This window comes from Longimicrobium sp. (assembly GCF_036387355.1).
Classification (GTDB): domain Bacteria; phylum Gemmatimonadota; class Gemmatimonadetes; order Longimicrobiales; family Longimicrobiaceae; genus Longimicrobium.
In genome coordinates this window covers 1-5,729 of the sequence record NZ_DASVTX010000259.1, presented here as the reverse complement: position 1 = coordinate 5,729, position 5,729 = coordinate 1, and the positions used below count along the sequence as shown (strand labels likewise).

The 5,729-nt window shown below is 68.6% G+C and carries 6 protein-coding genes; 2 read left to right on the top strand and 4 right to left on the bottom strand.

The annotated features are described in order from the left end of the window. Window positions 1–1,251 (top strand): TonB-dependent receptor domain-containing protein (locus VF665_RS11220; RefSeq protein WP_331053521.1); only part of this gene is annotated, 1,251 nt, incomplete at its 5' end. 11 nt (window positions 1,252–1,262) lie between these two features. Continuing rightward, window positions 1,263–2,615 carry a RagB/SusD family nutrient uptake outer membrane protein gene (locus VF665_RS11215; RefSeq protein WP_331053520.1) on the top strand — a complete coding sequence of 451 codons (1,353 nt, stop codon included), beginning with the start codon at window positions 1,263–1,265 and terminating at the stop codon, window positions 2,613–2,615. A gap of 138 nt (window positions 2,616–2,753) precedes the next feature. Here the strand turns inward: VF665_RS11215 and VF665_RS11210 are convergent, their stop codons facing one another. The 4 genes from VF665_RS11210 to VF665_RS11195 all read right to left on the bottom strand — a co-directional run. Next, complete coding sequence (locus VF665_RS11210; RefSeq protein ID WP_331053519.1) at window positions 2,754–3,680, bottom strand: hypothetical protein; 927 nt, start codon at window positions 3,678–3,680, stop codon at window positions 2,754–2,756. A 60-nt stretch (window positions 3,681–3,740) separates the two neighbouring features. Beyond that, the gene (locus VF665_RS11205) at window positions 3,741–3,923 is read right to left on the bottom strand and encodes a hypothetical protein (protein ID WP_331053518.1); all 183 of its coding nucleotides are present in this window, start codon (window positions 3,921–3,923) and stop codon (window positions 3,741–3,743) included. A gap of 177 nt (window positions 3,924–4,100) precedes the next feature. Further along, the gene (locus VF665_RS11200; RefSeq protein WP_331053517.1) at window positions 4,101–4,670 is read right to left on the bottom strand and encodes a hypothetical protein; all 570 of its coding nucleotides are present in this window, start codon (window positions 4,668–4,670) and stop codon (window positions 4,101–4,103) included. Between the two features lie 182 nt (window positions 4,671–4,852). Then, the coding region (locus tag VF665_RS11195; protein WP_331053516.1) for a GNAT family N-acetyltransferase at window positions 4,853–5,729 on the bottom strand (877 nt) is incomplete at its 5' end.

The window sequence follows — 5,729 nt, the reverse complement described above, 5'->3', positions numbered from 1 at the left end:
GAGGCCTCGTCGGCCTTTGGCGCCGACCAGCGCTGGCAGCTGTTCCCCCGGGTGAGCGGGTCGTGGGTGGTGGACGAGCAGCCCGGGTACGAGAACGGCTTCGTGGGCCGCGCCCTGAGCTCGCTGCGCCTGCGCGCGGCGTACGGGCAGACGGGCGGCCAGCCGCCGAGCGAGTACCTGAACCAGGTCACGTACACCAACGTGAACTTTGGCGGGCGCGCCGGGCTTCGCCCCAACGTGATCCTGGCCAACCCGGACCTGCAGCCGGAGCGCCAGCGCGAGATCGAGGCGGGCTTTGATGCGGGCATTCTGGGCGACCGCGTGTCGCTGGAGTTCACCGCGTACGACAAGCGCACCACGGACCTGGTGCTGAACGTGCCGCTCGCGCCCACCAGCGGCTTCGCCTCGCAGTACCGCAACATCGGCGAGGTCACCAACCGCGGCGTGGAGCTTTCGGTCAACACGTTCAACGTCCAGCGCCCCGGCTTCAACTGGACCACGCGGATCCTGTACGCGGCCAACCGCAACAACGTCACGCGGCTCAACCAGCGCTCCGACACGCTGTTCTTTCCCGGCGGCGGCTACCCCAACGCGGTCATCGAGGGGCAGCCCATCGGCGTCTTCTACGGCACCGTGTACCCGCGCGACGCCAACGGCAACGTGCTGCTCACGGGCCCCGGCGGCGTGCCGCGCCGCTTCCGCACCTGCGTGCGCCCGCAGGGGTGCCCGCTGGCCGGCGACTCGGCCTTCGTGCGCGGCATCATCGGCGATCCCAACCCGGACTTCACCGCGTCGCTGCAGAACACCTTTACGGTGCGCGGCGTGGAGATCGGCGTGCTGTTCGACGGCCAGTTCGGCAACGACGTGATGAACCTGAGCCGCCGCAGCTCCGACTTCTTCGGCTCGTCGCCCAACGCGGGGCGCGAGACGCTGGGCGACACCATCCGCGGCACCTACGTGCGCAACGCGGAGCGGAACAACCTGTTTGAGGAGTTCGTGGAGGACGGCAGCTTCGTGAAGCTGCGCGAGATCGCGCTGGGCTACCGCTTCGAGGCGCCGTGGGTGCGCGCCTTCGGCAGCCAGGACGTGGGGATCCGCGTGGCCGCCCGCAACCTGTACACCTGGACCGACTACTCCGGCCTGGACCCGGAGGTGAACCTGTTCTCGGCCAACACGGTGGCGCGCGGGGTGGACTTCGCGACCACGCCCATTCCGCGCACCCTCGTGGTGAGCCTGGACTTCAACTTCTGAGGGCCTGATCCATGAACTTTGCGACCCTTTCGCGCCGCGCGCGGACGTGGGTGCCCCGCGGCGCCGCCCTGGCGGCCATCGCGGCATCCGCGGCCGCCTGCGACCTCGACCTTACGGACCCCAACGCGCCGGGCGAGGACGAGGTGCTGAACTCGCCCCAGCTGGTGCTCACCACCGCCATCGGCCTGCAGGCGCAGTACGCCGAGAACGTGCACATCTTCGTGCGCGCCCCGGCGCTGCTCACGGACGAGTGGGGCACGCGCCCCATCGCACTGGAGGCGGACCGCTCGCTGGTGGTGGGCAACATCGACCCCGGCTACGGCGTGGTGAGCGACCCGTTCGCCGCCGCGTACCGCATCGCGCGCACGGCCGACCTGCTCATCGAGGCCGCGCCGCGGGTGCAGCTGGGCACCGAGCTGCGGGTGGGCACCACTGCCCTGGCGCGCACCATCAAGGCGATGGCCATCGGCAACCTGACCACGCAGTACCAGGAGCTGCCGGTGAACTTTGACACGGCGGGCGCCCCGCCGGTGCCGCGCGACCAAGTGCGTGACTCGGTCATCGCCATGCTGGAGCTGGCGCGCGCCGAGGTGGGCACGCTCACGGACGCGCAGCTCATCGCCTTCAACAACGCGGTGAACCTGAGCTCCGCCGGGCTCACGGGCGGTACCTCCACTATCCGGGGGATCAGCCTGCGCAATACCATCAACGCCATGCTGGCGCGCTACTACCTGTTCGACGGGCAGTACCAGCAGGCCATTGACGCGGCGGCCCGGGTGAACCTGGCGGTGCCGTCGGTGATCACGTACCCCAACCCGGGCGTGAACCCCATCTTCAACTACGGGTTCTCGCTCAACTACGTGGGCACGCGCAAGTCGTTCTTCACCGAGGCGGAGACCCGGCTGGGCGGTGACAAGCGCCCGGCGTACTGGGCCAACCGCGGGGCCGGTGTGGCCGGCGTTCCCGACTCGGTGTTCGCGTTCCGCCGCTACGGCGGGCGCAACGACGAGTTCCCGCTGTACCTGCCCGACGAGATGCGGCTGATCCAGGCCGAGGCGTACGCGCGCCTCAACCAGCTGGCGCCCGCCCGCGCGCTCATCAACGCGGTGCGTACGCAGTGCACCTCCACGGTGGACGAGCCGACTGCGTGCTTCAGCGGCCCGCTGACGGACGCGGAGCTGGCCACCCAGGCCCAGGTGCTCACCCAGATTCTGTACGAGCGGCGCTACGAGCTGTACGCGCAGGGGCTGCGGCTGGAAGACGTGCGCCGGCTGCGGGAGTTCACCCCCAAGCGGCCCACGGCGGACTTCCTGCCGTACCCGGCCTCGGAGTGCCAGCGCAACCCCAACGCGGGCTGCGCCTGACCGTCCACAGGATGGGTGGATGAAAAGAAGGGGGCGGCCCGCGCGGGCCGCCCCTTTCTTTTCGATGGCAATCCATCACCCCGGGCGCAGGCCGGTGAGCGCCATTGCACGCGAAGAGAAGATGCATGGCACAGTGCGTCAGGCTCTGCGCCGAGGCGCCGCCGTGCCGAAGCGGATGACCACGTAGCGCCATGGTGCCCACGGGAGCGTACACCGCAGGCGGAGCGTGCGGAGCGGGCCGTTCTCCGCGCCCGCTCCTCCCGGCTTTCCCATCCGCTGCAGCGCGTCCGAGAGCTCTCCCAATCCCGCGCTCGACACCTTGAGCTCGTACCGCTCGAACACGGCGCTCTCCACATCCTCGCCCTCGATCACAAGGTAGCTTTCGAGGAGCGCGTCCGGAGTACCGACGCCATACCCGTCAGCGCCCATCGGTTGCCGGGCGTCCACCACCAGCGGCGGATCCGCACGAAGATCCACGTAGCCCCTGCTGGGGTCGGTAAGCACGATGTACGCGAAACGCCCGTTCGCCATCATCCCGAAGTCCTCGAGCCGTCCGCGGTACACCAGCATCTTTCCTTCAGCCACCACCTTGGATGTCACGTAGGCGAACGCCCACGACCGAGGCCGCTGTGCCAGGCGCGCGACCCAGCCGTGCTGGGCAGCGACCCGCAAGCCGGTATGCGCGAAGAGCCAGCCCCAGAGCAGCCCCAGCAGGCCGCCGGCAACGCTCGTGGCAACCAGATAGCCAAGCACGCGCGGCACCGATTGAGAAGCGAGCCGCCCCAGCTCGGCCGCGCTCGCCTCACGGCTGGGAAGTGCCTGCAGCAGAACCAGGACAGCGCGCATGTCCACGCACACTCCGCCGGCTGCGGGACAGACCGGAATGAGCAGAAGCATGAGCCCGTGCACGGCCAGAGAAACCAGCAGCGCGATCGCCGCCTGCGCGAACGGGGTCAGCGGAGCGGCCTCGCGGCTGAACCTTCCCGGCACGTAGATCGTGCCCAGGAACAGAAAGCCCGGAAGCAGCAGCACGAGTACAGACACGGTGCTCCACGCCAGCAGCATGGATCGGCCTCAAAGTCTCGTGGCAGGCGGAAAAGGAAAGGGCGGGCACTTCTGCCCGCCCTACGAGAGCGTTTCTGACGGCTGGTCTGACGGCCTGTGCTCCAGGATGTATGCAACGACCTCCGTGAGATCGGGTGCCCGGCACGTTCGCCGGCTGATGTCCGCCAGCGCGTTGCGTACCAGCCAGGAGTCGCCCGCCAGCGTCACCAGATCACGGTACACTTTCCGGTCAACGCGTGTCATCGTGCCCCCTCCACAGTTTCGAGGTGTCCCAACAAGATAACCGCGGATGCATCATGGACGCAAGCTACAGCGGGGCACTCGGAGCCCGGGCCTGTACGCGATCGCGCCGCGGCTCGACCCATTCCGCGGGACGCCTGCCCCGGAGAACGCTGCTTCGTTCTGCCGCGCTGTGCCGCTTCACCCCGGGCGCAGGCCGGTGAGCGCCATCATGATGATGAACAGGGCGAGGAACAGAAACGGCAGCACGCGGTGCCAGCGCTCCCCGGTGAACGCGATGGCGCTGAGCCCCAGCAGCAGAAAGGCGAGCTCGAACGGCCGCTCCGGCGTCATCGCGGGTGACCCCTGCACCAGGATGTTGCGCAGCGCGCTGAGCGCGGGAAGGGCGGTAATGAGCCCGTAGAACCACACCCGGTTCTCGCGGTAGTGGTCACGCAGCGAAAGCTCGCCCGGCGTGTCGAAGTCCGGAAGCACCAGCACCGCGAGCAGGTACAGCAGCACCGGGTTCATCAGGAAGAGGAGGAACGCGAAGTAGTTGTTCTCTACCTCGCTGCCGTACCCCAGGTTGCCCCACCAGAACTGCACGTGCGCCAGAAAGACGAGCACGATGCCCACCAGCGTGGGCGCGTACATCCGCACGCGGCGCCGCGCCACCACCAGCTTGCCCGCGCCGGAAAGCAGGTGCGAAATCCCCAGCCCCACGACGATGGACACGAGGACGGACAGGTATTCGGTGGGATTGATGGGCATGGGGCCAGGTTCCGCGGGTGATCACGAAGGGCGGCGGGAGGAGGAGGATCTGATCCGCGGCGTCCGCGCCATTTTCTCCTCGTCGTCCAGATGCGGTGCGGCACATTCCCCCCCGTCGTGGACGAAAAAACACCCTCCGCAGCAAGGCACTGCGAAGGGCGTTCATTCTCGGACGAAAGGCGTCAGAGCGGGCGGGCGAAGACGCGGTAGCGCTTGTACGGCGCGGCGCCCAGCTTGTCCATCGCCAGGCACATTTCCGGGTTGTCTTCCAGAATCCACGACGCCTCGCCGGCCTGGTAGCCCTTGCTGGCCGCCACCCGCAACCCCTCGGTGTACAGCGCGGCGCCCAGCCCGGAGTGCTGGTACCCGGGCTTCATCCCCAGCGTAAGCACGCGCAGGGTGCGGATGCGGCGCTGGTGCCACAGGAACTTGAAGACGCCGAACGGAAAGAGCCGCCCGTTGGGGATGTGCTTGAAGGCGCGGTTCAGGTCCGGCAGGCAGAGCAGAAAGCCGATCGGCTCGCCGTCCGCCTTTTCGGCGATCAGGCACAGGTCGGCGTCCACCACCGGCTTGAGCTCCTTGGCCAGGTGCTCGAACTCCGCCTGCGTCATGGGCACGAAGCCCCAGTTGCGCGACCACGCGGCGTTGTACACTTCCTGGATGCGCGCCACCTCGGCCTTGAGGTCCTTCAGGCGCACGGAGCGCAGGGTGGCGCCCATGCGCCGCGCCAGCCGCTCCATCCCCGACGTCAGGCGCTCCGGAATGGCGGGGCTGGGGATCCAGTACGCCAGCAGGTCCTTGGCCTTGGTCCACCCCGCGGCCTCGAACAGGCGGCCGTAGTAGGGCGGGTTGTGCGACATCATCACCGTGGGCGGCGTGTCGAAGCCCTCCACCAGAATGCCGGGCGACGAGAACTCGTCGTTGGTGCTGAAGTTGAACGGACCCATCACCCGGTCCATCCCCCGCCCGCGCAGCCACCCGGCGCACGCGTCCAGCAGCGCCGCCGCCGCGTCCGCGTCGTCCATGCACTCAAAAAAGCCGATCGTGCCCGTGCGCGAT